This is a genomic window from Candidatus Zixiibacteriota bacterium (assembly GCA_040756055.1).
In the GTDB taxonomy this organism is placed as follows: domain Bacteria; phylum Zixibacteria; class MSB-5A5; order GN15; family FEB-12.
On record JBFLZR010000001.1, the window covers coordinates 570,007 to 595,146 of the forward strand.

The 25,140-nt window shown below is 52.1% G+C and carries 17 protein-coding genes; 11 read left to right on the forward strand and 6 right to left on the reverse strand.

Annotated features, from left to right (window positions below; all coding sequences use genetic code 11):
* Positions 1-24: 24 nt before the first annotated feature.
* The 4 genes from AB1483_02510 to AB1483_02525 form a co-directional block, all read right to left on the reverse strand.
* A complete protein-coding gene (locus AB1483_02510; protein MEW6411327.1) occupies positions 25-4,107 on the reverse strand; it encodes a tetratricopeptide repeat protein in 4,083 nt (1,360 codons plus the stop codon).
* Positions 4,100-4,453: a DUF3307 domain-containing protein gene (locus AB1483_02515; protein ID MEW6411328.1), complete on the reverse strand. Its 354-nt coding sequence runs from the start codon at positions 4,451-4,453 to the stop codon at positions 4,100-4,102. Before AB1483_02515 ends, AB1483_02510 begins: the two co-directional genes overlap by 8 nt.
* Positions 4,446-5,975 (reverse strand): ATP-binding protein, encoded by a 1,530-nt coding sequence (locus AB1483_02520; protein MEW6411329.1) that lies wholly within the window; start codon positions 5,973-5,975, stop codon positions 4,446-4,448. Before AB1483_02520 ends, AB1483_02515 begins: the two co-directional genes overlap by 8 nt.
* Positions 5,976-6,119: 144 nt before the next feature.
* The gene (locus AB1483_02525; GenBank protein MEW6411330.1) at positions 6,120-6,863 is read right to left on the reverse strand and encodes a class I SAM-dependent methyltransferase; all 744 of its coding nucleotides are present in this window, start codon (positions 6,861-6,863) and stop codon (positions 6,120-6,122) included.
* A gap of 297 nt (positions 6,864-7,160) precedes the next feature.
* Between AB1483_02525 and AB1483_02530 the strand changes: the two genes are divergently transcribed.
* Positions 7,161-8,555: a S41 family peptidase gene (locus tag AB1483_02530; protein MEW6411331.1), complete on the forward strand. Its 1,395-nt coding sequence runs from the start codon at positions 7,161-7,163 to the stop codon at positions 8,553-8,555.
* Between the two features lie 79 nt (positions 8,556-8,634).
* On the opposite strand, the gene AB1483_02535 is transcribed toward AB1483_02530, so the two are convergent.
* Positions 8,635-10,119 (reverse strand): DegQ family serine endoprotease, encoded by a 1,485-nt coding sequence (locus tag AB1483_02535; GenBank protein MEW6411332.1) that lies wholly within the window; start codon positions 10,117-10,119, stop codon positions 8,635-8,637.
* Positions 10,120-10,330: 211 nt separating this feature from the next.
* On the opposite strand from AB1483_02535, the gene AB1483_02540 reads away from it, so the two are divergent.
* Positions 10,331-11,110 carry an alpha/beta hydrolase gene (locus AB1483_02540; GenBank protein ID MEW6411333.1) on the forward strand — a complete coding sequence of 260 codons (780 nt, stop codon included), beginning with the start codon at positions 10,331-10,333 and terminating at the stop codon, positions 11,108-11,110.
* Between the two features lie 32 nt (positions 11,111-11,142).
* Here AB1483_02540 and AB1483_02545 read toward each other — a convergent pair whose 3' ends face one another.
* Positions 11,143-12,099, reverse strand: coding sequence for a lysylphosphatidylglycerol synthase transmembrane domain-containing protein (locus AB1483_02545; GenBank protein ID MEW6411334.1), 957 nt, complete (start codon positions 12,097-12,099; stop codon positions 11,143-11,145).
* 253 nt (positions 12,100-12,352) lie between these two features.
* On the opposite strand from AB1483_02545, the gene wecB reads away from it, so the two are divergent.
* From wecB to AB1483_02590, 9 genes are all read left to right on the forward strand, one after another.
* Positions 12,353-13,456 (forward strand): UDP-N-acetylglucosamine 2-epimerase (non-hydrolyzing), encoded by a 1,104-nt coding sequence (wecB, locus tag AB1483_02550; GenBank protein ID MEW6411335.1) that lies wholly within the window; start codon positions 12,353-12,355, stop codon positions 13,454-13,456.
* A gap of 36 nt (positions 13,457-13,492) precedes the next feature.
* Complete coding sequence (locus AB1483_02555; protein ID MEW6411336.1) at positions 13,493-14,902, forward strand: hypothetical protein; 1,410 nt, start codon at positions 13,493-13,495, stop codon at positions 14,900-14,902.
* Between the two features lie 15 nt (positions 14,903-14,917).
* A complete protein-coding gene (locus tag AB1483_02560) occupies positions 14,918-16,024 on the forward strand; it encodes a CapA family protein (protein ID MEW6411337.1) in 1,107 nt (368 codons plus the stop codon).
* Positions 16,021-17,361, forward strand: coding sequence for a polysaccharide biosynthesis C-terminal domain-containing protein (locus AB1483_02565; GenBank protein MEW6411338.1), 1,341 nt, complete (start codon positions 16,021-16,023; stop codon positions 17,359-17,361). Before AB1483_02560 ends, AB1483_02565 begins: the two co-directional genes overlap by 4 nt.
* A 293-nt stretch (positions 17,362-17,654) precedes the next feature.
* Positions 17,655-17,822, forward strand: coding sequence for a hypothetical protein (locus AB1483_02570; protein ID MEW6411339.1), 168 nt, complete (start codon positions 17,655-17,657; stop codon positions 17,820-17,822).
* Between the two features lie 7 nt (positions 17,823-17,829).
* Positions 17,830-19,890 (forward strand): alginate lyase family protein, encoded by a 2,061-nt coding sequence (locus tag AB1483_02575; GenBank protein MEW6411340.1) that lies wholly within the window; start codon positions 17,830-17,832, stop codon positions 19,888-19,890.
* A complete protein-coding gene (locus tag AB1483_02580) occupies positions 19,887-21,011 on the forward strand; it encodes a GNVR domain-containing protein (protein ID MEW6411341.1) in 1,125 nt (374 codons plus the stop codon). Before AB1483_02575 ends, AB1483_02580 begins: the two co-directional genes overlap by 4 nt.
* 65 nt (positions 21,012-21,076) lie before the next feature.
* Positions 21,077-22,567: an O-antigen ligase family protein gene (locus tag AB1483_02585; protein MEW6411342.1), complete on the forward strand. Its 1,491-nt coding sequence runs from the start codon at positions 21,077-21,079 to the stop codon at positions 22,565-22,567.
* On the forward strand, positions 22,564-25,134 hold the full coding sequence (locus AB1483_02590) for a glycosyltransferase (GenBank protein ID MEW6411343.1): 2,571 nt from the start codon (positions 22,564-22,566) through the stop codon (positions 25,132-25,134). Before AB1483_02585 ends, AB1483_02590 begins: the two co-directional genes overlap by 4 nt.
* The last annotated feature ends 6 nt before the right edge of the window (positions 25,135-25,140 follow it).

The following is a 25,140-nucleotide window of genomic DNA, read 5'->3' on the forward strand; positions in this document are numbered from 1 at the left end:
ATTTCCAAAAGTGTGGGACGAAACCTACAACGTGGGGAGCGACTCCGGCTGCTCTTGGCCCGCGACCCGGCGCAATGAACCGGAGAAAAATGAGAAATATGATGACTCCAGAAGCTGCGGCCAACTATCGCTTCCGTTATGTTCGGTGAAGTAATCTCGTAACTCAAGCAGAACGGATGCGGCGGATGCCTGCGACGGAGGGGATGTCTCCCACAGACGAATGGCTGATTTCAGGATGAGTTCAAAAATGTTTTGCTCTTTGGCAAAAGCGAGAGATTTATTATAACAACCGGCGGCCAACCCGAATTCGTTGCTTATCCTGTGGTGCTCGCCGGTGAGGAAGACGGCTTCGTTATCCGACAGCGGAGCGCTCGCGGTGCCGGCCAGCCTCTGAATATTGGTAATTACTTCGAGAGCCTCCCGGTGGTCGCGCTTGCCGATGAGCAACCTGGCCAATCCGATACACCCCCTCGTCTGATACTCGATTGAGCCAATCTCCTCGGCGGTCGCGATTGCCTGCCGGTATAGACTCTCGGCTTGGTCGCTGTCTCCACCGAAGAAAGCCAGTTCGCCGAATCGTACATCACACTCCGACATTAACTCCTTATCGTCCACCTCAGCGGCGAACCGTGCAACTTCTTCGAATTTCTCGCGTGCAGAGCTCAAGTCGCCGCGCATCATCTCGATATCGCCCAGATTCCCCACCGTGTAATAGTGAGCGTGTCTGTCATCCAGTCTCTGGAAAATAAGGTCGGCCTGAAGAAACAGGTTCTCCGCTCTGCTCAGCTTGCCGAAAATGCGCGAGAGATTAGCGAGGTTGCCGGATGCATAGGCTACATTGCGCCGATCACCCATCTTGTCAAAAGTATCCAGCGCTATTTTCGCAAGTTCCTCTGATTTGATAAAAAACCCTCGCTCCTGTTCGATAATGGCCAGGTTGTTCTGCGTCAGTGCCAGCCTTCGAAGATCGTTACTCTCGAGTTCGACACTTTGCCGGTATACTTCGGCGGCCTCGTCGAGATTACCGGTTCCCCAGTAAGCCAGCCCGAGCCGGTTATACGCTTCCGCCAGGGTATCCTTATCGCCGATTTCGGCAGCCAACTTAACGGCGTCTCGGCCGGCCTGCTGTGCAGCGGCGAAATCTCCTGTACGTCGCTCCAATTGGCACCTGATAGCATGTACCATCGCCTCCGCCTTCTTATCGCCGGCTTTGACTGCGAGTGGAAGAATACTGTTGAGCACGTTCCGACTACGATGGTAGCGTGACTGCGTCCAGAGTAACCCTCCGATCTCAATGCCGGCCATCAGATAATCGTGTACGCTTTTGTTGGCTTTCCCGAACTTGCGCCATGACGAGAGCAGTTTATATGCATCGGAATAGTGACCTTCCAAAATGAGGAACCGCGAATAGTGTTCATAGAATTCAAAAACCTGATGTGTCTCCACCTCGGCGCCGTTGCCGCGACTGAGGATTGTGGAGCACTGATGGAAATATTCCGCGCTTTCGGTGAGGGCATAGTCCCGGAAAGCTTTAATGGCCGCTCTCAGTGAATAGTAGAAACCGTCCTTCCAAGCGCTGGCGCGATAGAAATGGTATGCCAGAAGGTTGAAATGACTGTTTTCCTTCGTTTGCTTGACGATCTCAGCGTACTTTTGGTGCAGTGCTCTCAACTGTGACTTTGGAATGCAATTGTATACCGCCTCGCGCATTGACGTGTGAACAAAATTGTATTTGCCCGGCCTGCTCCGGGCCGAAAGTATGCCTGTTGTTGCCAGGATATCAAGCCGAGCCTGAATACTGCCGGCGTCAAGCTCCACGAGCGCCTTGTTTATGAGGCCGGCAGTGAAATCTCCAACGATCACCGATGCTGCTTTCAGTATGGTCCGGTCGATTTCCGGCAATCCGTCAAACAACGACAGGTGTAAACCGGCCAGTCCATCCGGCACTGATATCTGTAGTCCGCTCTTGGCAAGCTCCCATTTGCCCGATACTTCGTTTTTGAACAGGTGACCCGAGGTATCGCATTGGGTGAGAAATTCCATAATGAAATGCGGGTTGCCCTGCGATGCTCTCAGTACCCGTCCGAACAGCTCTCTTTCTCTACTACCGTTCTGGAAATGGTCCTCAAAGAATTGCCACCACTGCGATTCGAGCGGGCAGGCAAGATTGAGCTGCTCAAAGGTGGCAAGGGCCGCCTCAGATAGCGAGCAAGTTTCAATCTCGCGTGATACCACCACAAGCATCAAAGGGAGGTCTGTTTCCGGCTCCGCCAGCGACTCCACGAGCGATCTGAAGAACTCGTCGGCTTTGTCAAAATCGTCCACCATCACCAAAGCCGGGTTCTGGATGAGTTTCTTGACCAGCATAACGAGCAACTCTCTGATTTTCGCTGTCCGAAGCTCGGGTGTAAGGCCTTTTGTCCAATTATTCTCCACTGCGTCAGACTGCACTATGCCGGAGAGCAGGGGCAGCCATTTGTCGTCAACATTGCTTCTGATGAATTGATCAAGCGTGCTGTTTTTCTCCGCGACGTTTTTTTCCAGCAACCGCTGAAGGAGGCGTCGCGTCAGCCAGCCGCGCTCAAACAGAAGGGAGTTTTTGCAGGCCAGTGCCGCGTAGACAATCTCGGGACTGGTGTTTACGAAATTGGTCAACAGGAAGGTCTTACCCACTCCTGTTTCTCCCGTGACGGCCATGAGATGTTTTTCACCGTGATTGACGCGGTCATAGGCGCTTCTGAGCCGCTCGAGTTCTTGGTGCTGTCCGACGATAACGGTTTTTTCCGTGCGCGATTCGCCCTTTTCGCTGACCCCGACGAAGCGGTGACAACTGACCTTATCGCCGAATCCCTTGAGTGCCAGTTGAACCGGTTCGGTAATTACCTCATCGGGCAGTCTGCTTCGCAGAGAAGGTCCCATAAGAATTTCGTTCCATGCAGCCTTAGCCATCAATCTGGCGGCCAGATTGATGCCGTCGCCCATCACGGTGTACTCGCGTCTTAATTCGGCTCCGACGTCGCCGCAGAAGAGGGGTCCGATAGCGAGGCCCACGCGAATCCGAAAAGAGGCGTCAGCCATCGCTACCAGTTCTCTGGCGCAGAGCAGCCCGTTTATCTCATCATTCTCGCGCTTGGTGGGCGCCCCGAATAGTACCAACAGTTTGTGGCCGCGCTTGAACGGATCAATGCGGGCAATGCTCCCGTGGAGTCGGCGGATGGTCTCGAAGCAGGCCGCGAGTTTCCGGTTCAACTCGACGACGGCCTGGTCCGGGTCATCGCTTCGTCGCCCGATGTTGTTTTCAAAGGCGGCGAAGAGGACTACTACCTGGCGATGCTCCCCCTGCACGGACATCGATGGCACCGATGTCTCGATTTTCGCCAACACGTCTCGCGCAACATAGGGCGTCAGCCGCTGACAGCCTTCAAGAGACAAATAATCGTTGGCGGCACCGGCGTCGTTCTCCGGAGGTCTCGATACATATCGAGCAGCCACGAGACTATAACCTTCACCGACGGGCGTGAGTTTTTCGCTCTCGCTACGCAGAGCGCCCAGCGCCGGGCCGATTACGAATTCGTTTTCACCGGCGATATCGCAGGCCTGATAGACCTTGCCGAGAATATTTCCGATTGGTTCGGCTTCAAGTCGGACACCGGGATCTCCCAACGAAGCGAGAAAAAAAGACCCGCTCTCGGCTCCAATGTGTATTTTCAACCGGGTTCTATCCTTCAGTTCAGGGGCCGAGTTCACTGACTCCAGAGCAGTGAGCGCACAGTGGAAGAATCCTCCGATGTCAAGATCATCGCGGAAGAACGCCCACAGAGCATCGCCCGCGAACTTCAGGACATCGCCGCCAAACTTGAATACAACACCCGCAACGGCATCAAAAAAGAGGTTCAGCACTCTGGTGAGAATCTCGGGCCCTTCGTCGCCGGACCTTGAAAGCTGTCGGGTCAGGGCCGTAAAACCGGAGGCGTCTATGCAGACAATGATACCATGGTGTTCACTCAGTTTGTGAACCTCATCGGCAGTCGACCGGCTATACCAATCGCAGATGGTCCGCGGTATATAGGGTAGCAGGTTCTTGTAGTGATTATCGAGCTCACCCATTGTAAACAAAGATCCTGATGGCAAACAGCACGAGAATGTGCACGGCCTGGTCAAAGTAGAAGGCCTGTTTGGTACCGTTGAACTTGTATGCCTTCAAATAGTCCTGAAGCCAGTGTGCCACGAAAATGACGATCAGCGCTACGGCAGTACTCAAATGGAAAAAGGCGGTGCTGGCATTCATATACAGACCAAAAAAGAGAAAGACGGCCATTACCAGCGTATACATGGCGACATGATAGGTCAGCACACCGATGGAACGTTTCTTTTCTTCTGCCACACGATCGCTCTGCAAAGCAAAGTCGCCGAAAAAATGTCCGAGCACCAGATAGAACAACAGGTCAACCATTGAAGCCCTCCCTGGTCAAGGGCAAGGTGATTTCAAAGGTCGTTCCGGCACCGACTTTCGAATCGATTTTCATCCGGCCGCTGTGCGCCTGAACGATCTTGAAGACCGACATCAGACCTATTCCATGTCCTCGTTCCTTGGTTGTAAATCGTTCTTTGAAAACCTTCGCTATAAGCCCTTCGGCCATACCGGGACCGTTGTCGATGACCTTTATAACCGCCATGTGTTCTTCGGGAGCGATCGACATGTCAACCGTTATCTGCTTATGCTCTTTTTCCGTGCACTGAGACAGAGCTTCGGCCGCGTTGACGAGAAGATTTATGATGACGCGACGAATCTGATCTTCCTTGACCGGAAGAGCCGAGGGGAAATCAGCGCTTACTTTACGGGCGAACTTGATAGTCTGGAAAGCCGCCTGCGACCGGCAGAATCTTATAAGAGCGCTTACGGCGGACGGCAGGTTAACGGCACGAAATTCGCTTTTATCGTCGCGATATATCATCATGTTCTCGACAAACTGCACAATCTCGTGTGAAGTATCGGAGATAGCCTGGAATGAACCCTTCATCTGGGCTTTCTGATCGGGTGAAAGCCGGGTCAGCGCCAGTTCGACATTGCCAATCAAAACGCCAAGATAATTCTTGAGGTCATGCGCCAGCTCGCTGGCGGTTTCCTGGGCGCTTTCGTATTTCTCGATGTCCACTATGGTTTGGTTGAGAACCTTCAATTCCGAAATATCCTGACAGATTATCAGATGCAGGACAATATCGCCATGGCCGGACAGGGATGTAACCGAGAGATATACCGGAAACCGCTCGCTGTTTCTGAGCCCGGTGGCTTCGCCGTGCCAGTACTCTATGTCGCTGGCCAGAATATTTGCGATGTCGAAATTTTCTATCAGCGAGCCTATCGCGATGTCCTCTTCCGGGTTGGCAATCTCGAACATCCGCAGGGTGGCTTTATTCATTCGGAAAATGTCGCCACGATTCGTCGTCAACAGGATCGGACTCGGGGATTGGTCTACGACACAATCCAGAAACGAGTTGAGATGAACAAGCTCTTCGTTGGTCTTTGTCAGAAGCCGATTATTTTCTTCGAGCTCCTCCATACGCGAAGAATCTGACTCACGGAGCTTGCTGGAAAGACTCCGAAGCACCCGCGTTGCCAGCGCCGGTTGTTCGCGAATACACTTTTCGAAATTGACTCTGGAAAATTCGAGCACCTGACAGTCGGATCCGGCGACAACGGTGGCAAACCGCGGCGATTCTTCCACCAGCGCCATTTCACCGATGAAATCACCGGGTCCGCGCAATGCAATCAGGCGCGGAGCGACTTTGTCGCTGCCCTGTTTGAGAACGCGCACGGTACCACGTAAAACCAGAAGCATGGTGCTTCCGGGTTCACCCTCAGCGAATATGACCTCGCCCGGCTGATACTCTTTTGCCAATGAGTATTCTTCAGCAAGGCGGATGAGAACCAGGTCTAAAGCAGGGTTGGTCGAACTCAGGTTGTTTATCCGCATAGTCTTAGGTATCGGTAAAACAACGAGAAATCTTTATGTGCTCGCCTGATTGCAGTCGATGAAAAAAGGTGTTTTACGAGGACTTAGCTTACAATAATGTCAGCGAATCCGCTGTTTCAAACTGAAACGTTCATGAGACAAATTTTACGGTTTACGGCCGATTACCATGATTTCGTACTCGTCAAGATCCAACGGGCGTCGCCCCCAGTTTCCGGCCGTGCCGCCGCCAATGTACTCTACCTCGAAGCCGGATATTCGCAGCATGAGCAGCAATTCGGCGGGAGCGAATCCGCGCTCGGAAACCCGCAACGATTTTTTTTGGCCCGATATTTCATATTCCATGTCGTAGTTCTCAATTACGTAGATTGGGTCCAGCTTGCCCGAAGCCACATCGTCATTGTTGTATAAGCGTATGAGACGAAACGCGTTGAGGGCCGTCAGTATAAACTTGCCCCCTGGTTTGAGGGCCTTGTGGATATTTCGAAGAGTGGCCAGATCGTGTTCAGCGGGATTGTCGTCCGCCCCAAGCAATCCAAAAGAGCCTTCGCACAGGCACATACAGACGTCAAACTGATGATCGATCTCAAAAGTGGTGGCATCCGCCTCCATCCATTTTACCTCAACTCCTGCCCTTTTTGCCGCCTGAGTCGCCTGCTTGAGCATCCCCGGCGAAAGGTCGATACCGGTGACATCATACCCCCGACGGGCCAATTCAACCGAATGTCGGCCCGTGCCACAACCAACATCCAAAACGGTACATCCGGCGTCAAGTTCGAGCTGCTTTATAATGAAGTCGACTTCCGCTAAGGTATTCTTGGTGAACACATTACCCATGTAATCAGGGGCGTGTTCGTCGAAAAAGGTCCGCCAGTTATTTTGCCCGCGCATAATCTCAAATCTCCCATGCATTTTTCATTTTCTTACGTTTGGAGCAATTGGATATTTTTGATTATAATCGATCTTTACCGACGATTTCACCAAATTTCTGTAGAATTTCACCTGTGGGCCAGGCTATCACGGAGCCTGCCGAAACTCTTATCCCCGGCTTTTCGTATGGTAATTCAGACCGGAGAGCTAAAACCGTACTTTGAACAGGAAGAACCCGAAAACAAGTGACTCCCGCGGTTTCATAAGTCGAGTCAGGTTCAATCAAGATAAATAAGGAGCTCTGAGATGTTTGATGGTATGCATGCACGTTGGCGGTATGTGCTCAACTGTGCCGCAGTGCTTGGGACAGTCTTTGTAGTCGCGGTCGTGTTTGCGTTTGGCAGTGCCACGGCGCAACCAATGCCTGCGGGTGGTGATGATTCACCGAAAATCGACGCCAAAAAGCAGGCGGAGATTATCGACAGTGTGGTAGCAGCACTGAATGAAATCTACGTATTCCCCGAGACAGCCAAAAAGATGGAGCAGTATCTTCGCCAGCGCCACAAGGACAAAGCCTACAATGGTCTTGCTACTACTCGCGAGTTCACCGCGCAATTAACCGAAGATGTGCGTGAGATAAGTAAGGATCGGCACCTGGCAGTCATCTTCATGCCCCAGGATGATGTCGATTATTTTCTGAACCGTGACTCCGTGTCGGAGCAGGAACAGCGGCGAATCCTGCAGGAGGAAATCCGGCGAGAGAGTTACAGTAATTTCGACTTTGAAAAGGTCGAGCGCATGTCGGGTAACGTGGGTTATCTGAAGTTCAATAGCTTTGCGGAAGCCGAATATGCCGGAGCGACCGCAGTTGCGGCGCTCAATTTCCTTGCCCATTGCGATGCTCTCATTATTGACCTGCGCGATAATGGCGGTGGAAACCCGTCAATGATTCAACTTATCACGAGCTATTTCTTCGAAGAGCCGGTTCATCTCAACAGCTTCTACGTTCGCGCGGAGGATAGCATCCATCAGTTCTGGACCCAGTCACATGTTCAGGGTCCTCGCATGACCGATGTTGATCTTTATGTCCTGACGAGCTCGCGCACTTTCTCCGGGGCCGAGGAATTCACCTATAACCTGAAAAATCTCAAGCGGGCCACCATCGTCGGTGAAACCACAGGTGGAGGGGCGCACCCGGTCGACCGTCGGCTATTCGCCAACCTGAATGTCGCTATGTCGCTGCCTTTTGGACGCGCTATCAATCCGATAACCGGTACCAACTGGGAAGGTGTTGGCGTCGAGCCGGATATAAAGGTGTCCCGTGAACAGGCGCTGGATGTCGCCTACACCGAAGCTCTCAAGTCCCTGTTGGAAAAAGCTACCGATGAAGAACGCAAGCAGAACCTTAGATTCATCATGGATATAAAACAGGCTCTCAGAAATCCGGCAGTGGTTGGTGAGGATATTCTGCGTAAGTATGTCGGTGTCTATGGGCCACGCGAGATTACTTACGAGGACGGTGCCCTTTATTACCAGCGTAAGCCCAACCCGAAGTTGAAAATGATCCCTCTCAGTGAAAACACTTTCTGCTTCGACCAACTGGATTATTTCAAGCTGAAAGTCAATGTCGATGCTGACGGTAACCCTACGGAGTTGATGGGAATATATTCGGGAGGCAACGTGGATGTAACGCCTAAGGGAGAGGCCCAATAAATCTGTCAGGTGATTATGCGAAAACGGCGAATGCGTCTGGCATCCGCCGTTTTCTTTTGGGGTCCGTTGCAGTGAATCTCTAAAGTGTGAAGGCGATAAAGAAGGCGCCATCGCCGCGGTAGACGCGAAGAAGCAGGGTATCACCCTTGTTTGCCCCGGAGACAATACTGTTAAACTCCTCGACACTTTCTACACGTCGCCTGTTGACGGAGCCGATAACATCCCCCTCTCTGAGACCCGCCCGAAAGGCCGGGCTGCCCTGGTCAACACCTGTCACCACCGGTCCCGTCATGTTGGGATTAAGGCCATACTTCCTCGCCAGATCCGGGGTGAGGGATCCCACCGTAAAGCCGAGGAGATCCGCCAGACCGCTGGTTGATCCAGCCGAGGCGATATCACCGGGCAACTCACCCAGCTTAACGCTGGTCGTGTGTGAATGGCCATCGCGAAGGTATTCGAACTCGACTGTGGTGCCGGGCGCCATCGCGGCGACACTGTTGCGCAGCTGGGTCGGTCCGTCAATCTTCTTTCCATCCATGCCCACGATAACATCGCCCGCCTCAAATCCTGCTTTATCCGCTGGACTGTCAGCGAGAACATCACCAACCAGCGCTCCCTGCTGGCCCTTGAGTCCCATGGCCTGGGAAATAGCCTCGTTGACCTCCTGGATCGACACCCCCAGCCAGCCGCGGACGACCTTGCCCGACATAACCAGCGAGTTCATAATGCCTACGGCCATGTTGGACGGTACGGCGAAACCTATTCCCTGGTAGCCCCCGGTTCTTGAAACAATGGCGCTATTGATGCCGACAAGTTCGCCGTTTAGATTTACCAGCGCGCCTCCCGAGTTTCCGGGATTTATCGCGGCATCGGTTTGAATGAAATCTTCATAGTCGGCCAGGCCGATATTCGACCTGCCTTTGGCGCTGACTATGCCCTGCGTGACGGTGTGAGCGAGATTCTGACTCATGGGACTGCCGACTGCAAGCACTAACTCGCCGACCTGGAGATCGTCACTGTTGCCAATCTTAATAGCAGGCAGATCTTTTGCATCGATATGAATGACTGCGATGTCAGTCTTCGAGTCCGTGCCTACCACCTTAGCGGGATACTGGTTGCCGTCGATGGTGCGAACATAGATACTGTCCGCTTCCGCTACGACATGGTGGTTGGTGAGGATATTGCCATCGGAACTGACGATAACCCCCGAGCCGAGGCCCTGCTGGCGGAATTCCTGCTCGGGCATTTCCTGTTGTGGTCGGTTTGGGCCATAGAAGAAATCCAGAAACGGGTTGCCCATGAAGGGGCTCTGCCTGTATCTCAAGGTTTTTTCGGTGAACACAGTCACCACAGTCGGTTTTACTTTCGCCGCAATATCGGTGAAAGCGCTGTTCAGGTCACGTAGCGATGTGATGGGGCGATCCTGAATATTACCGGTCTCGACAACAGCGGCTATGGCTTGCGCATCAGGATTATCGAACAGATGAACGTGAGGCGACAGGACAACACTGACAGTAGCCAGGCCGAGTAGAACCAAAACGAGTTTAAGAGACAACCTATTCATATACTCTCTCCTCCATTTACCTATATTAATGAAGCACTCACAGATTGAGTTTCCCCTTTTTTACAAGCGTCTTTCTTTTCAGTTCCATTGGGGAGCGGCAGAGCCCACTATTGAAAAAACTGCCACGCAAGTCGAACTTGTGCCGCAAAGATTGGTTGAGTATTTTAATGCTAAAGTCCTAAGTCCGCAAAGCCCATTAAGGAAACGACAGATGAAGCCATATAGTGAGAAGATAACTTTTGCATCGTCAGCCGGCGATTTGCTGGCCGCCAGCCTTGAACTTCCGGTCGCCCCGCCACGGGCGTATGCTATTTTCGCACATTGCTTTACGTGTTCCAAAGACTATGTGGCCGCGAGTTGGATCGCAAAGTCGTTAGCGGCCGAAGAGATTGCCGTGCTGCGTTTCGATTTTACCGGTCTGGGCAACAGCCAAGGCGATTTTGCCAACACCAATTTTTCATCAAATGTTGAGGATCTTCTGGCGGCGGCCACCTTTCTCAGGGAGAACTATTCGGCGCCTGAAATTCTGGTCGGACATTCGCTCGGTGGTACCGCCTCAATAGTGGCGGCGTCAAAATTGCCCGATGTCAAGGCGGTTGCCACTATTAACGCCCCGCACAGCCCCGCCCACTTAAAGCGGCATCTGCAGGCAGCCGAGAGTGAAATTAACGCGAGGGGAGAGGCAATCGTAAATCTGGCCGGAAGACCGTTCAAAATCAAGAAGCAGTTTCTCGATGACATCAGTTCACACAATATGGATGAAATTCTGCGCAGTCTCAGCAAGCCGTTGATGATATTTCATTCACCCGTTGATAAGATTGTCGGAATCGATAGCGCCGCGAAACTCTTTACAACCGCGCGACACCCGAAGAGTTTCATATCGCTTGATTCGGCCGACCACCTGCTGACCAACAAGGCTGACGCCGATTTCGTGGGGCGAACTCTGGCGGCATGGGCCTTGAGATATGTTGGTGGGAAACGAAACTCCTAACCGGGTTTCTCAACCGACACGACCGGGAGTGTTCAGGTTCTGAGTTTGATTCGCAGGGCTATGATGGCCGCGATAATCTCGCTGATCATATTCCACAGTCTTGAGGCCACGGCGAGGCCGGCAGCCACCGGCCCAAGGTAGGCTGTCATCACCGATGTCAGAACAAGTTCGCGTACCCCCAACCCGCCCGGCGAAAACACCGTTAGATAACCTATCTGATAAGAGACAACAAACGCCCCGATACCGGCCACTACCGGAAATTCAATAACACCGGCGATCGATCTGGCAAAAAGCCAGAACGATAGGCCAAAGACCGCCCAGGCGATAAAATAACCAACATATACCTTCAGGGCCGTGACTTTGCTTATTTGAAAGGTTACGGGAGGTCTCTTGAAGATCTTCAGAATTACGTTGAACAACAGCAAGGTCCTGTTTGGCGCGACAATCATCAGAAGGGAAACTACAAATACGATCAGGATAGCCACATACAGGCCGGTACCTACGAAGCGGCTTATTTCGGTGGCCAGAAGCTCCGGATGCCACACGATCGCGACAAGACCGACAAGAAACGCCGCCGGAATGGCGAACATCTGTGCCAGCCCCCACGAAGCTGCTGCCGCCTCCTCTTTGATATTGACCTTCTTTGCCAGATACACCATTCCGAACACCTGCCAGACCTTACCCGGTATGTATCTGCCAAGATTGGCTATGTAACTTATTTTGAAGGCTGTGCGGAGGTTAATCCGGTAGCCGAAACCGGATATCAAAAAGCACCATACTTGAGCCAGAAGTAAGAACGTGAGAAGATGTGTCAGTATCGCAAGTACCAGAAGATAGGGGTTTAATACCCAGTCGTAGGTGATCACCTCATTCCAGCTGGTTACCAGTTTTTTCCCGGCAAAATAGACAACGATTATTATCAGGATGTACTTCAGGACCTTTAAGAAGGCCCGGTAAGTTCCCCCGCCTGAGTTGGAACCGGATGTCAAATTACGATTCTTTCCTGAATCCTGTTGTTAAAGATGCGGATGCGTTCTCTCGCTCATATTCTCTCGTTCAAATTAGGGTGTCCGGTCAAAAATTCAATTGTTTTTTTCAATGCGACTTTCTACTTTTCGATTAAGACGTCTGATGATGCGTCGATAGTAGCTATTACAGGACGAGTTGCCATTCGGAACTTTGTTCACACGTAATTGACGATTCGCCCCCCACTTCAATGACTCAACAAAGGGAATTGTTGGTATGTCTCGCAAGAAAATAGTTCTCGTGGTCGGAGCCCGACCGAACTTCATGAAATCCGCCCCGCTGATGAAAGAATTGGCAAAGCACACCGACCGCTTCGAAACCGTTCTGATTCACACCGGTCAGCATTACGATCACAAACTGTCGCAGTTGTTTTTCGATGAGCTCAAGATGCCCAAACCGGATATCTATCTGGGAGTCGGGTCCGGAAGTCACGCCGAACAAACGGCCAGGATAATGACTGCGCTGGAAAGCGAGATGATGGCTTCCAGGCCGGATCTGGTGGTGGTGTTCGGCGATGTCAATTCTACTCTCGCGACTTCGGTGGTAACATCCAAACTGTGGATTAAACTTGCCCACGTAGAGGCCGGACTGCGAAGTTTCGATAACACCATGCCGGAAGAGATCAACCGCATTGTCACCGACCGTCTGTCGGATTATCTGTTTGTTTCCGAGAAATCGGGACTCGTTAATTTGAAAGCCGAGGGTGTCCCGGACGAGAAAGTCTTCTTCACCGGCAATATCATGATAGACTCTCTGGTAAGTAACCTGGAAGTCGCCCGCAAATCAAATATTCTTGATCGTCTGTCTCTGAAGCCGCGCGAATATATCGCTATGACAATGCACCGTCCTGCCAACGTTGATAATCGTGAGATTCTCGAAAACATTATCGGCGGGGTAATTGAAATCAGCAGACGAATGCCGATCGTGTTTCCGTGCCATCCGCGCACGCAAAAGCGAATCGAAGAATTCGGCATGACTTTAGAAAGCATGGGGGGGAACATAAAGATCGTTGAGCCTCTGGGATATCTCGATTTTCTGAGACTGCAGGCCGAATCCAAGATGGTTTTGACCGATTCCGGCGGTATCCAGGAGGAAACAACCTACCTTCAAATACCATGCGTAACGATGCGGGAGAACACCGAACGTCCCGCCACCGTTGATATTGGCACCAACGTCATCACCGGCACGGATCCGAAGAAATTTACCGAGGCCGCTCTTGCGGCTATCGACGGCAATGGCAAGAAAGGCAGCATCCCCGATTTGTGGGACGGTAGGACAGCGGGCAGGATTGTTGATGTCTTACTGGAGAAAATAAACTAAGCCGATCGCAATAAAAAATCGGTATCGAGATCACAAATGTTCCGAGTGGCACTGGCCGACTGGCTGAAAAGACATCCTTCGATCAGAAAGACAGCGGGTCGCCTGATGGCGGCTTTGCCCCCATCCGTGAAAATGGGCAAGCAGTTCTGGTACTGGTACTCCTTTTACCGGCAATCAGAAAGCTGGTCGCCTCAGCGGATGCGGGAGCACCAACTGGAATCGCTCAGGAATCTGCTGAGGCGGCTTTCCGACCACAGTTTTTTTTACCGCGAGCGCCTCAGCTGCGTCGATATCGAACATCTGGATAATCTCGACGACTATGCCCACCTGGTGAGTACTACCAGCAGAAGTGAGTTTGCTGATAATTACGACAAAATCCTGTCGGATGATTACAGGTCTCATAGTCTCTCGCGTTCGCAGACCTCCGGTACGACCGGCAAAGCGCTGCAGTTTTATCACACCACCGAGGATCAAGCGAGGGAATGGGCAGCCATTTGTCATCAGTGGAGCCGTGTCGGATACCAGCCGGGAAAATCCCGGCGGGTGGAGTTTCGCGGATTGACATCGCCGGGAAGCCTCGTCGACTATTTCCCGGAACGAAACATGATCCGCTGTTCCATTCTCAACCTGAAACCGGATAATGTAAGACATTATGCCGGCGTCATCGGCAGGCACAAATCTCAATTCTACCATGGCTATCCTTCGGCTTTGCATCTTCTGGCTCAGACCATAGTCGCTGAAAATATCGCCTTCCCTCAACCCGAGGCGGTCCTGCTCGCGTCTGAAGAAATCTACCCGTGGCAGCTTCAATCTATCCAACAGGCGTTTCCGAAGGCAAAGCTGTTCGCGCACTACGGCTGCGCCGAGAGGACCGTCCTCGCCGGATGGTGCGAACATCGCAGGGAATATCACGTCCTGCCGCAATACTCACTGGTAGAGATTGACCCGGAAAGTTCCGAGATAATCGGGACCAATCTCTACAACCACATCAACGGTTTCGTGCGCTATCGCATGACCGACACCGTCATGAATTCCGACTTCGAACCGTGCCCTGATTGCGGCCGTCCTTATCTGCCCAGATTAATAGACCTGGGGGGAAGATCCGAAGACTACCTGTACAGTGTTGAAAAGGGATGGATCCCTCCCGCCATTGTCACCTACCCGTTGAAGAGTCTGAAGGCCATCAAGGAGGTTCAATTCGTTCAGGATCAGCGGGAGGCCGTGGTTATGAAGTACATTTGCCACCATCGTAAAGATGACGCCCGGTTGAAGACAGAGCTCGACAAAATCCGGGTCGGGTTGCATGGATTGTTCGGCAACAGCACCTCCTTCAAGTTTGAGCTTTCCGATGATTTCCCGCGAAGCAAGTCGGGCAAGTTCAAATGGATCGTGTGTAAATTGGATGGTGGACCGTCGATACGCGATGGGAAAAAGGAGCATCCCTAGTATGAGTGCAGCAGTATGAATAGTTTGAAGCTATTGTCCGTAGGGGACATTCTCCTGCAAACCAGAAATGACCGACATCCCTTTGAACGTGTGGCCCCACTCCTTGCGGACAAAGACGTTCTTCTCGGTAACCTCGAGGTCGCATTGACCGGCAGCGCACTTGCGGCGGAAAAATCGGTTCCGCTGGTCGGTCATCCTGAACATGTCAAGTATCTCAGAGAAGCCGGCTTTGACATCTTAAGTGTGGCCAACAATCACATTCTCGATGCTGGTGTGGAGGGATTTAACGATACACTGGCGACACTTGCCGACAACGGCATTCGCATCATAGGAGGCGCAAACAGGAAGTTTCCGCAATCGGATTGCACATTAGACAGCAACGGCATCAGACTGGGATTTCTGGCATACTACATTCACGGGCGGACCGTTGAGAGCAGTGGCATAGTCATCAACCGGCTCGAAGAAAGAGCGGCGGTCGCGGATATCAGGCGACTGAAACAGCAATGCCATCACGTTGTACTATCCTTGCACTGGGGAACTGAGAAGTCATTTTATCCGTCACCATCCCAGATAGATCTGGCGCACCGATTAGTCGACAGCGGGGCCAGCATAATTCTCGGACATCATCCCCACGTAATACAGGGAATCGAAGAGTACAAAGGAGCTTTGATCGCCTATTCATTGGGTAATTTTCAGTTTCTGCTGAACCCTGCCGATCTTCCTCCCCACAAAGACCGAAGGACAAATCGGTCGATCATTCTCCAAATATCTCTCTCCGAGAATACTGTCGACTCATACGAGACAATCCCGGTGATAATCGACGACGACTTTGTGCCGCGTGAGTGCAGTTCCGAGGAGGGGGAAGAAATGCTCTCATTCATTGCCGGCGTGTCGACACTTGTGGTGGATGGGCGCGTTAAGAGTCTGCCATGGTACGGGTATATCGCGGAGATTTATCTGTCGGAGAATTGGCGCTCCTTTATGATTCGGATAAAAAGATACGGCGTATGGCACCTGTGTAAATTTATCGTATGGCTGATAACGCCGTTCGTGCTGAAGTGTTATGCTGGATGGCTATGGCGAAAACTTTCGGGTCAACGATCCGCGCTGGAGCCATCATGAGATTTATCAAGTCAGCCGGTACCACCTTGGCTTTTAAGATCATCGCGATGTCATTTGGCCTGGGCATCTCCGTTCTGATTGGGCGGGCGATGGGTCCCGAAGGCCGCGGTGTCTACGGATTGGTAATGACCGTCATAATGATATCCTCGGTTTTCGGAGTTTTCGGCCTCGGCGCCGCGAACGCCTATTTTATTGCAAAAGACAGAAACCACGCGAGAGTTATTGGCTGGCAGTCACTGTTTGTTGGAATCGCCGGAGCCGCAGTTTCCACTGTTGCCGTGCTTTTTGTGCGCCATTTGGCCCCCGCAGTCCTTAAGGGACTCGAAGGACCGGTGCTTGTAATTACGCTTTTAATGGTCCCGCTTTTCTTGTGGGGAAATCTGTATGCGCGCGCATACCTCGGACTCGGCAGGGTCGTCGCCTTCAATACTTTCGAGACATTCGGCCGCGGCATATTCTTCGGAGCGGCCGCTGTCGTCATACTCTTTATGAACAGGGATATGACATTCTACCTGGCTTCCGTACTCGCCTGTCTGTCTCTTCTGACGCTGGGTTATATCATCAGGTATTTTCAAATTTCACCCTCCGGCAAAACGAAGGCGCGGGAATTCTTCACGCTCTCTATCTCCTACGGAGTGCGTCCGTGGATAGCTGCCGTTTTCACATGGATTACAATCCGCTCCGGAATTTTCTTCGTCAACTATTTCAAGGGGACCGCCGAGGCGGGTCTGTTCTCAGTCGCGCAGCAGATCTCGGAACTGCTGATAATAGTCCCGTCGGTCGTTGGCGCAATTCTCTTTCCGCGAGTAGCCTCGGGCGACAGCAAGGATCTCACGGCCAAAGTGCTTCGCACCATGAACGCCGTTTTCCTGCCGCTCTTTTTGCTGCTGGCTTTTCTGGCCGAACCTATTATCACGCTTTTGTTCGGGGCCGAATTTCTGCCGTCGGCCGTCGCGCTCAGGATAATCTTGCCGGGTGCGTACCTGCTCGGACTCGAAGTGATCATCGCCGGAGATATCGCCGGACGCGGTTATCCGTGGCCGGTCGCTCTGATCTGGATACCGGTCTTCGCGATAAATGCCATCGGTTATATGATACTGGTACCGCGTTACGGTATCGATGGCGCCGCTCTGGCCACCAGCATTTCTTATGCTCTGATTTTTGTCTACATGACTTTTCAACTGCGTAAGATGACATCTTTTACATTATCGCAACTTTTCATCCCCAGACTTGCCGATTTAAGGGCGCTTCTGTCAAGTTCCAGATTCGGCTCTGGCGGTCAGGCCCAGTCGAATGCGGCCGCCGATGATACCGTCGAACGTGGAGCCGGTCTCTGACCGCAAAAAACGTACAAAATCCGGTAACTAACCCTTATTAACCCTTTTTGGGATAATGTTTTGCCACGGTTCGTCAGCGGCCGGTAACGGCAATTTTTTCCGAAAATTCAGAAGATTTTTCCCCCTCCATTAATATAACCTCGCTTTCCGGGACAAAGTCACACTCTTATGTCGTTGACAGACAGACACTTCCGGTCTGGGCGGGACTCCGGCACGGCTTTTGTATATAGGCTCTGCGAAATGATGTAGCAAAGGATTGCTAAGGAAAACAAAAGCAGCAAAGGAGTGCTCAAATGGCCAGAGTTAAAATCCCCAAAAGCAGCAAAAAATCGCGGTTTTTCTCTTTGTCGCGAAGTGGCGATGCTCTCGTAGCAACTCTCACCAGCCCTCGCAAGGTGGTGGAGAGTCTCAAGAAAAACGCACGCAGCAGAGACAAGGTCTTCACAGTCAACAGCAATTGATCAGCCGATGAAACCCTGGGTGTACACGATAAAGATCAGGCAGAAGCTGCGAGGTCTTGGTCGAAAGTACCGCCGCCCGGTTCGCGTGCTCTCGTTATCAGATTTCTTCAAGCAGTGTTGGGAGGGTGCTTTGCCGGACAGCCGGTATTTTTCCGCGCGAAGGCGACCATTTTTCTTTTTCGATCCTTCGCAAAGCGGCAGTTATATCAAGGCTATCGAACGGTATTTCCCCGGTTCAATATCGACAACTCTCGAGCGTGCCGATAGAGCCGTGAGGCACCGTTTTGATCTGCTCGGTTCCGGTGAGACTTTCCTCGGCGACGAAATCGACTGGCACGTCGACTTCAAATCGGCCAAACGGTGGCCGTGTGTTCCTCACACAAAAATACGAATCGTTAATCTCGATGATGACGCTGATGTGAAAGTTCCGTGGGAACTATCACGTCTTCAGCATTTCACCGATCTCGGCCGGGCCTACTGGATGACATCCGATCAGATTTATCGCGATGAATTTTTGGCGCAACTGATGAGCTGGGAGAAAAGCAATCCCGTCGATCACGGCGTCAATTGGACCTGCTCGATGGAAATCGCTATAAGAGCGATAAACATCCTCTGGGGAATGTACTTCTTCTCGCGAGACGATGACCTGAACACCGATATGATCCGCCGGGTGATTCGTTTGCTCTACTACCACGGGCTGCACATCGAGAAAAATCTCGAAATTACCGGCCGCGGCTCCAACACCAACCACCTGGTCTCGAATTATCTGGGGTTGTTTTATCTGGGGCTGATGCTGCCGAGGTTGGATCGCGCTTCAGACTGGCTCGATCTGGCGCGCAAGGGTTTGGAGGAAGAGATTCAACTGGAGGTTTTCGAGGATGGAGCTGATTACGAATGCTCTACTTCGTATCACCGTCTGGTTCTGGACATGTTTCTCTCGGCCTACGTGCTCGGCAACAAGAATGGTGTCACGTTCTCCGATACCTACCAAAGCCGGCTGAACAAGATGATAGACTTTTCGACTGCGATTACGGCGCCCTCGGGAAAAACGCCGCTGGTCGGCGATAACGATGACGGTTTCGTGGTAAAGCTGTCCAACGATGATCCATCGTGTCATCACCATCTTATCGATGTCGGCTTGGCCACTTTTGAACGCAAGACTCCAGGGGACTTTCCGGTTACCGAAGAACGGCTGTGGTATCTCGGCCCGCAGTCGCTGGAACGAAAGACCACCGATATCGTGATGTCATCGAAATGCTTCAGCAAAAGCGGCTATGCGATTATTCGCAATGAGCATTTCCACCTGATGTTCAGTGCTGCCAAAGTTACCGATCGGTGTATCGCCGGTCACAAGCACAACGACAACCTGTCGTTTACTCTCGAGATAGACAACATTCCATATTTGATAGATCCCGGAACAAGTTGTTACACTTCCGACTTTGAGGCGCGCAATTCGTCTCGTTCAACTGGGGCGCACAATACCGTTGGGGTCGACGAGCAGGAGCAGAGCCGGTTTTACGAGCGACGGCTGTTCCACATGTTTAACGACGCTAAAGCGAAGGTCGATCTGTGGATAAACGGCAAAACGCTGGCTGTTGTCAGCGCCACTCACGAGGGTTACACTCGTCTTGACAATCCGGTTACGCACCGCCGGACTATCTGGGCGTTTCTGGATATCCGCTCGGTATCCATACTCGATGAATTTTATGGCAAGGAAGGCTGCGAACACACCTTTAGCGCCAATTATCTCACTCCGATTACCGATATCCGCGTTCTCGATAATTCTATCACCCGGCTGAGCCGAGGCGACGACCGAATGCTTAATATCGGGTTCATGAGTGAGATCGATGGGGAGCTGTCGGTTGAGTCGGCGCACTACTATCCGCGCTATGGAGTCAAGGCTCCCGCGCGGCTGATACGCTCGCAGTACAAGGCCTGTCTGCCTTTCAGGATCCTGACTCTTATCTCGGATCAGGATACTCCTGTAGGTTGGTGGGACAAATTGTCCGACAGCGACAGAAGATTAAAAATGCAAATAGAAAATACTGAATTCGAAGTCAATAGATGAAGGAAATAGTTGATATGGATAGAATGACGCTTAAGAAAATATCCGGCGAGGCGCCGTCACCGTTCTGGGATTCGTTTGTCCTGCCGCTTTTGCGGTACCGGCAAATGACCTACACTGTTGTCGGAGTAACGGTCGCGGTGGCTCTCTTGTATTGCCTGATTATTCCAAATCAATACACGTCAACGGCAACTATTCTTCCGACCTCCGCAAACGACCAGCTTTCCGAGCTCAAGGACCTTGCTGCCGGCTCACTCGGTGAGCTGGGTTTGGGTTCGATGATGCAGGCTCAGGAGAACTCCTCGGCGCTTTACCCGAGAGTCCTGACAAGCCGCTTGATATCGGAAAACGTTCTGCGCCGCAGTTACGAATTCACCGATGGCGACGAAGAGATTTCGATGACGCTGGAGGATTATGTCGACGCCGGAAATATCGATCGCAACATAACCGCTCTCTCCGGTCTGGTTGGCATCGATGTCGACCGTCGCACCGGTGTGATATCGCTGTCCGTGACCACCGAATACCCAAAGTTGTCGGCCGCGGTCGTTCATGCTTATCTCGATGAACTGGAAGACTACAACATAAATTACCGTCAGTCCAAAGCCCGTGACAACGAGCAGTTCGTGGCGACGCGTTTGGACGAGGTCAAAACTGAGCTTAAACAGGCCGAGGAAACGCTGAGCGCTTTCCAGTATAAGAATATGAATTATATGAATGCCTCTGATCCGCAGCTTCAGCAGGAATTGGCGCGTCTTCAGCGCGATGTTACTGTCAAGGAAGGTGTCTTTTTGGCGCTTACCAAGAAGCACGAACTGGCAAAAGTCGAGGCCGCTAAAGATGTACCTATTGTCCAGGTGCTCGATCGTGGCTCGGTACCGCTTGTAAAAAGCTCGCCGAGGCGGAGCCTGTATATGATGGGAGCGCTTTTCGGCTCGCTGTTCTTTTCGATTTTGCTGAGTTTGTGGCTGGATCTTTCCGCGAAACGACGCTTCCGCGCCAGCCTGGAACGCGTTATCACGGCGCCGGAACTCAAAATGAATCGACTCGAGTCAAAACTCGTAAGCCGGGCATCGCGACTGGCCGATGTGCTTGATCGATCAGGGGAGACTCTAAACAAGAATTAGCTATGAATGCTATTGCCTCCAGAACTTCGCCACTCAGGATTGGCCCTTTCGCAGGGAGTATTGCCGTGGCTTTGATAGGACTGCGCGTGATGACTTACGGAATAACCGTAAACCAATCACTGGCGATGATTCTGGCTCTCACTGTTCTGGGAATCTGGTCATTCAACAAAGTGCACGGTCTGATAGCCGGGCTTATCTTTTTTGTGGTCAAGCCAGTCATCGTGCGCGCCGCCTTTGCCGTCGATCTCTCGCTAAACAGCAGCGGCGGTCTGGATCTGCTGGGGATGACTCCGGCAGTGCTCCTGGCGGTGCTGATTGTCTGGCAAATCTATTCGGAAGCGTCATCCGGCAAGCGGCTCATGCAAGGTCGCACACGAACGCTGCTAACCGTACTTGTCGGATTGAGTCTTCTCTCTGTGTTGAATCCCGCCAGCTCAATAATGGTCGGGCTCGGTGGCTTCGAGCGCAATATCCTTCCAAACATGATGATTCTTTTCGCCGTGGCTTACTTGCTTGGTCGACTGGAAGACACTGACAAATTCGTGAAGTCGCTCCTTCTGTTGGGAGTCGTATCGTGCATCTATGCCATAGGGCAATACTGGCTCGGACTGTATTCGTGGGAAAAGGACTGGATGAGACACGTGGCGTTCAAGGACTCTATGAACGGATGGCTGACGATTGGGCTGAGAGGCGTCGAGTTCAGGATATTCTCCGTTTTCTACAACTACATGGATTTCACCTTCAGCAACGTTTTGGTTTTCAGTTTGGTGCTGGCGTGGGGTCGTCAGTGGAAGGGAGGATGGAATGTTTTGCGCCGATGCTACTTTGCGTGCTGGGCGATTGTTTTGGTTCTGACTCTGGAACGAACACCGATGTTGATGACGGCAGTGGGCGCGTTCGCCATCTACTATCTGTCCGGCAGCCCCGTGCGTCGCAAGGTACTAATCTGGACAGCAGGTATTAGTACAGCCCTGGTAATTGGTGGGCTGAATATCGCGGCGCCGCATCTTAAGAATACCGGTGCTGACAAATTTATCCGTCTGGCCGAACTGGCAAATCCATTCCAGGCCGGTTCGATTCAGGATCGTGTCGAGCGAAAGTGGGCGCCGACTCTGGAGATCATTGCGGCTAATCCGCTCGGAGTGGGCATCGGATTCGGCAGTCAGACGAAAGTCAACGATGTTGCCCGGCAGTCCGATTATTGGGTCGAGCCACACAACGAGATACTGCAAAAGACGCTGGAGACCGGCATAGCCGGCGGTCTGGTGTATCTGCTGTTGTTAATCTCCGTGTTTCAGGATTCACGCCGACTTTTGCGGTGCTCCGGAAATATCGGGCGACTCGGTATGGGAATGATAGCAGCCACTCTCGGTTACTGGCTTTGCGGGATGGTTAACATCCCGTTCTCGGGAGCTTCGGGGATATTGTACTGGACAACGGCAGGTGTTGTAATAGCGGCCGTGGAGAATAACCACGCGGCCGCGGAACATCTGACCAACGACCGCACGCCCTCAACGGCAGTGATAAAACAGCCCACTAACGGGGTGACTGCATGAACCGACTTGAGCCAATCACAGAAAAAGGCACCCGCCGGATTCTGATAGTTACACACTCGTATGCTCCAATATTAAATCCCCGCGCCTTCCGCTGGGCGGCTGTTGCCGAGCACTGGGCGGGTCAGGGTTATTGTGTCGATGTTGTCAGTGCCTGGATGCCCGGCATGGCCCGCGAAGAGAAGCTGCGCCGAGTGCAGATTTACAGAGTGGGCGGTGGTGTGATGCAAAAGCTTCGTAGCGCTTTGCGCACATCCGGTAGAACCGTTGTGTCTGAAATCTCCGGAAGCCCGACAATCGGCGTATCGCTGACTGGTCGCCTGAAAAAAGCAGCCAGAAAAGCAATTCGTCTGGTTCACGACCTTACCTGGAAAAAATTCTATTGGCCCGATTATGCCTGTGGCTGGTATCTCTCCGCCGCGAAAATGGCGCGACATTTGATTACGGCAAAAGAATATGATACTCTCATAACGGTGTCGGATCCCTTTACATCACACCTTGTCGGTCTGAAACTGAAGTCAGAGTTTGGCGACACAAAATGGCTGGTTGATATTGGCGATCCCTTCTGTTTCCGTTACGATACGCCGACCAACAACCATCACCTCTATCGAAGATTGAACTATTTTGCCGAAGGCAAGGTGTTCGACCGTGCTGATGCAGTGACCGTGACCACTGACTCGACCCGAGACAAGTATGCGGAGCTGTTTCCTTTTGCAGCTGACAAAATTGATGTGATCGGCCCGCTTATGGCGGAACCGGCCGAGGGTGCACTGCCTCAATCGCCGCTGAACCCAAACGGACGCAAAAAGCTCGTTTTCGTCGGAACGCTCTATCGGGCAATTCGTAATCCGAAGTTTCTTCTTCGAGTATTTGAAGCAATGATTATGAATACCGGCATGTCGAAGGTGGAACTCCACTTATTTGGAGGTTTGGGGGATTGCGAGGACATCCTGAAAGACTCGCGGAGCCGACTGGGTGACAAACTTGTGGTACACGGATTGGTGCCACGCGAAGACGTGTTGGCAGCCATGAAAAATGCGGATGTCCTGATCAACATTGGTAATGACAACCCCTATCAGCTTCCGAGCAAGGTTGTCGAATACGCCTGGATGGGTAAGCCGGTGGTCAACCTTAGCCGGATTGCCGATGACAGTTCCCGGCAGTTCTTTGCGGACTACCCGGCCTTTCTCAATATCCACGATGACAGTGTGACCGCAGCGGAATGCCACGCTGAGAGATTGGCCGAATTCATGGGCGACAACTCAAGGTATGTAAATGACGAATATACAATGAGGCTAAAAAGGAAATGCAGTATAACTCAGATTGCCTGGGAATATTCCCGCCACCTGAGCGACCATACTTTCACCCCGCGGGCCGCGACAAAACCAGTTTGGCACATTTACTATGGCACGCGTGGTACGGCCGGGGCTTATATTGACGCGCTTCTCAAAGCTTCACATGCCGCAGGCTTATCGGCGCGCGCCTTTGTCAGCAGTCGGTATTTGTATTCGACCGGCGGCTGTGTCAGGTGTTTCTTCCCGGTAACCGACCGCACTGAGCATCGCGATCGGTTATTAATAATCCTGAGGGCAATGGAACTTGTGGCTGGCTATTGGCTCACCGCTCTGGCCTGTCTTATATTCAGACCGATCGTAAACATTCATCTGATAGATGATCTCCGAGTCACGTACTATTTCGCACGACTTCTAAAGAAGGCTGGGCTGACTGTCTATGTTACCTGCCATGACGTTGTGCCTCAGTATCACGGTGTGACGAACAACCGCAGACGTATTCTTGATTTGGCCGACAGATTAGTGGTCCATAGCCGCAACGCCAGAACAACGTTGATCAACCGCATCGGCGAGCAATCATCACAACGAGTAGTCTCGCACCCGTTCCCGTCGTCCGGCTACGCCAGTATCATTGATCACAACAGGATGAAACATACACGGGCTGGATTGGAAAGAATTCTAAAGGATAGACAGGACATCATCCTCTTTCTCGGCGTTGTGCGTAATTCAAAGGGCATCGCAACGCTGGTGGAGGCGTGGGCACAATCGAAAGCCCGAAATACATCAAGTCTGGTGGTTGCGGGCAAGTGGACGGATCCATCACCGCAGCTCAGGCGGGCACTTGTGAGTGACCCGACCTGTCTGGTCATCGATCGCTATATCTCGGATGAGGAATTTGTCGTCCTTCTCGAGGCAGCCAGGTTTGCGGTGCTGCCCTATCTGGACTATTCGCACAGTGCAATCCTTATGTCGTGCGGTCACTGCGGTACTCCCGTGATTGTAAGTGACATCAATCTCTTTGCCGAAGTTCTTCCCAACTACGACCTCACCTTCGCGGCCGGTGACAGCAAGGATCTGACATCGGTACTGGACAGGGCGGCAACGATGAAGCCGCATCAGGTGGATGTTTACCGCAAGGTCTTGACCGAGGCGGTGAAACAGGAAAATGAAGATCTTGTGGCTGGTGTCTGGGAAGTATATAGAAGTCGACATGAAAGTGAGAATAGAATTAAAGATAATGTCGTTGGACAACAAGGGGAAGCGGTACGACGGCCCTGAGTTATG

Excerpts from the sequence above, each read along its gene's own strand:
- AB1483_02510 (MEW6411327.1), bottom strand. The coding sequence starts at position 4,107 with ATGGGTGAGCTCGATAATCACTACAAGAACCTGCTACCCTATATACCG.
- AB1483_02515 (MEW6411328.1), bottom strand. The coding sequence starts at position 4,453 with ATGGTTGACCTGTTGTTCTATCTGGTGCTCGGACATTTTTTCGGCGAC.
- AB1483_02520 (MEW6411329.1), bottom strand. The coding sequence starts at position 5,975 with ATGCGGATAAACAACCTGAGTTCGACCAACCCTGCTTTAGACCTGGTT.
- AB1483_02525 (MEW6411330.1), bottom strand. The coding sequence starts at position 6,863 with ATGCGCGGGCAAAATAACTGGCGGACCTTTTTCGACGAACACGCCCCT.
- AB1483_02530 (MEW6411331.1), top strand. The coding sequence starts at position 7,161 with ATGCATGCACGTTGGCGGTATGTGCTCAACTGTGCCGCAGTGCTTGGG.
- AB1483_02535 (MEW6411332.1), bottom strand. The coding sequence starts at position 10,119 with ATGAATAGGTTGTCTCTTAAACTCGTTTTGGTTCTACTCGGCCTGGCT.
- AB1483_02540 (MEW6411333.1), top strand. The coding sequence starts at position 10,331 with ATGAAGCCATATAGTGAGAAGATAACTTTTGCATCGTCAGCCGGCGAT.
- wecB (MEW6411335.1), top strand. The coding sequence starts at position 12,353 with ATGTCTCGCAAGAAAATAGTTCTCGTGGTCGGAGCCCGACCGAACTTC.
- AB1483_02555 (MEW6411336.1), top strand. The coding sequence starts at position 13,493 with ATGTTCCGAGTGGCACTGGCCGACTGGCTGAAAAGACATCCTTCGATC.
- AB1483_02560 (MEW6411337.1), top strand. The coding sequence starts at position 14,918 with ATGAATAGTTTGAAGCTATTGTCCGTAGGGGACATTCTCCTGCAAACC.
- AB1483_02565 (MEW6411338.1), top strand. The coding sequence starts at position 16,021 with ATGAGATTTATCAAGTCAGCCGGTACCACCTTGGCTTTTAAGATCATC.
- AB1483_02570 (MEW6411339.1), top strand. The coding sequence starts at position 17,655 with ATGGCCAGAGTTAAAATCCCCAAAAGCAGCAAAAAATCGCGGTTTTTC.
- AB1483_02575 (MEW6411340.1), top strand. The coding sequence starts at position 17,830 with ATGAAACCCTGGGTGTACACGATAAAGATCAGGCAGAAGCTGCGAGGT.
- AB1483_02580 (MEW6411341.1), top strand. The coding sequence starts at position 19,887 with ATGAAGGAAATAGTTGATATGGATAGAATGACGCTTAAGAAAATATCC.
- AB1483_02590 (MEW6411343.1), top strand. The coding sequence starts at position 22,564 with ATGAACCGACTTGAGCCAATCACAGAAAAAGGCACCCGCCGGATTCTG.